The sequence below is a fragment of the Verrucomicrobiota bacterium genome, from assembly GCA_027622555.1.
Classification (GTDB): domain Bacteria; phylum Verrucomicrobiota; class Verrucomicrobiia; order Opitutales; family UBA2995; genus UBA2995.
Genome location: JAQBYJ010000235.1, coordinates 1 through 2752 on the forward strand (window position 1 = coordinate 1; position 2752 = coordinate 2752).

At 52.8% G+C, this 2752-nt stretch carries 4 protein-coding genes; 3 read left to right on the plus strand and 1 reads right to left on the minus strand.

From position 1 onward, the window contains the following. Both O3C43_25095 and O3C43_25100 read left to right on the plus strand, forming a co-directional pair. Nucleotides 1–1491 (plus strand): VCBS repeat-containing protein (locus O3C43_25095; protein ID MDA1069767.1); only part of this gene is annotated, 1491 nt, incomplete at its 5' end. A gap of 343 nt (nt 1492–1834) precedes the next feature. Then, nucleotides 1835–2062, plus strand: a complete 228-nt coding sequence (locus O3C43_25100) for an addiction module protein (GenBank protein ID MDA1069768.1) — start codon at nt 1835–1837, stop codon at nt 2060–2062. A 26-nt stretch (nt 2063–2088) separates the two neighbouring features. Here O3C43_25100 and O3C43_25105 read toward each other — a convergent pair whose 3' ends face one another. Beyond that, complete coding sequence (locus O3C43_25105) at nt 2089–2322, minus strand: hypothetical protein (protein MDA1069769.1); 234 nt, start codon at nt 2320–2322, stop codon at nt 2089–2091. 244 nt (nt 2323–2566) lie between these two features. On the opposite strand from O3C43_25105, the gene O3C43_25110 reads away from it, so the two are divergent. Next, on the plus strand, nt 2567–2752 hold a 186-nt coding region (locus O3C43_25110; protein ID MDA1069770.1), incomplete at its 3' end, for a hypothetical protein.

The following is a 2752-nucleotide window of genomic DNA, read 5'->3' on the forward strand; positions in this document are numbered from 1 at the left end:
CGTATCCGGGCCAAGCAATGGAAGTATGTCGATTACGATGGCGACGGGATCCAAGACCTGGTGGTCGGCCTGGGCGTGTGGACTGATTATGGTTGGGACGATGCCTACAATGACAAGGGTGAATGGACCAATGGTCCTTTGCGCGGGTATGTCTTTTGGTTGCGCAACAAAGGTTCAAATGAAAAACCGGTTTATGAAAAATCGCGGCAGCTAAGGGTTGGTAAAGCAGAGGTGGAGGTTTACGGTTGGCCTTCTCCCAACTTCGTCGATTTCGACCGTGATGGCGACCTGGATCTTCTCTGTGGGGAATTCCTTGATTCGTTTACCTATTTTGAAAATGTGGGTTCGCGAACAAAACCCGTTTATGCCGCCGGTAAGAAACTGATGCACGGGGATGACCTGTTGACCATGGATCTGCAAATGATCGTGCCGGTGGCCTTCGACTGGGACCGTGATGGGGATATGGACTTGATCTGTGGAGATGAGGACGGCCGGGTTGCCTTGCTGGAAGGCAAAGGGATCGAATGGGACGGAACTCCCATTTTTGAACCACCGGTTTATTTTCAGCAGAAGGCTCGGGACGTGAAGTTTGGTGCCCTGGCCACACCCTTTGGAGTGGACTGGGACCATGACGGTGACGACGACATCATTTGCGGAAACACAGCCGGTTACATCGGTTTTTTCGAAAACCTGGGCGGTGGTGAAAATCCGAAATGGGCTGCTGTCAAGTTATTGAAAGCCGGAGGGCACACCATTCGCATTCAGGCCGGCCCCAACGGTTCCATTCAGGGACCGGCCGAGGCCAAGTGGGGTTACACCACGCAAACCGTGGCCGACTGGGACAACGACGGTTTATTGGACATCATCGTAAACTCCATCTGGGGGAAAATCATTTGGTACAAGAATATCGGCAGACCTGGAAAACCACTACTGGATAGTGCACGTCCGGTGAATGTGGAATGGCCGGGCAAGACCCCGAAACCGGCCTGGAACTGGTGGAATCCCGTGGACAAGGAACTGGTTACCCAATGGCGAACCACGCCCATGGCGGTGGACTGGAACCAGGATGGCCTTACCGATCTGGTCATGCTGGACCACGAAGGTGAATTGGCTTTCTTTGAAAGGACTTTGAAAAACGAACGCCTTGTTTTACTTCCTGGCAAACGCATATTCGTGGACGAAGCCGGGCAGCCGTTAAAACTGATACGGGGACCGGCGGGTGGCAGCGGTCGTAGAAAGCTCCAGGTTGTCGATTGGGATGGTGATGGGAAGCTGGATATTCTGTTTAACGGCGAGAACGCCGAATTCTATCGAAACCTGGGTGAGCAAAACGGCAAGGTGGTCCTCAAAAACATGGGCGCTATTGATTCCCGTAAAGTATCGGGTCACACCTCCAGTCCCACCGTGGTTGACTGGGATAAAAATGGCATTCCCGATTCACTGATCGGCGGCGAGGACGGACATCTTTATTACAAAAAGAATCCGCGGTAATGGCCACCTGTAGCATAAAAACTGTAGGAGCGGCTTTACCGTGTCGCGCCGGAACCTTGCGCGAAGGCGGATGCCGCGATCCTTACGGTCAATTTTTCGCGGTTAAATCCGCTTCCACCTCAGGACCCAAGTTCAATTCCCCGCCGGATACAACGGCATCTTCAAACATTCAAGTTGCATGACCCTCCTATTTGCGGAAATCATAACACCATGAACCCGAAGCATCACCCAGTTCCGTTCTTCTCCGTCAAAAATGTCACCTTTATAGCGGGGACAGAAACATCAACACCTGTTAAATAATAACTGGTTCGGTCGAAAAAACTCGCAGCGAGCCGCAGAATCCTTGGTATCTTCAGTTCCAATGACCATCGAAAGCATCCAGAAAGAAGCACTGCAACTTCCTGAGGACCAACGCGCGAAGCTTGCAGGGGAGCTCTTGACCTCGCTTCCGGCACTCCTTGTTGACGAGGATGGGGGTGTCGCGGAAGCGCGGCGCCGATCCGCTGATTTGGACCAGAGCCCTGACGAGGCGATCTCATGGGATGATATCAAGCGCAATCTCGGACGCTGAGTCCCGTGGAGCCCATATTCCATCGGCTATTCCAGAAGGATCTTCGCGCAGCCTTGGGATATTACGACGAGGAAGGAGGGCCTCCCTTGGGCGACCGTTTCTTCGACGACGTGGAGTGGACGATCAAGAAAGTCGAGGAGAACCCAAAGCGCTTCCACTTCATCGCCGAGGGATTGCGCAGTGCACAGTTGAAGACCTTCCCTTACCACATCGTCTTCGAGGAGAGCGAGAGCCGCTTGAGATTCTTGATTCTTCGCCATGACAAGCGCCATCCGAGCTTCGGGATACGACGCCGATAGCCCTAAAGACCGAACATGCGCATGGAGAGCAACGGCTGATTCACTCTGATTCGAATACCGAATGGTATATCGAAACTGCGGGATGCATCGAGTGCTCGCTTCCGGTCAGCGGTACCTCATCCTGGACGTCACAAGAACCACATTTCCTTGAGTCGGAAAGCATTAAACAGATTGAGTTTGGCCCGAAATCACTTTGAGTCGGGGTATGGGAATTAAAAAGGCGATAAAGACACTGCTTCCATTCAACCTTTTACCGGTTCCGGTTCGCTTTTCGACTGGTTTGATTTCCTTCGCGTCATGGGTGGATGTGTCCCTTCGTTTCGTAGTCGGCGTTTTTCTGATTGGAACATTCTTTCCCCTGGTTCCGGTTCTGCAGGCGCAGCCCGGTCTT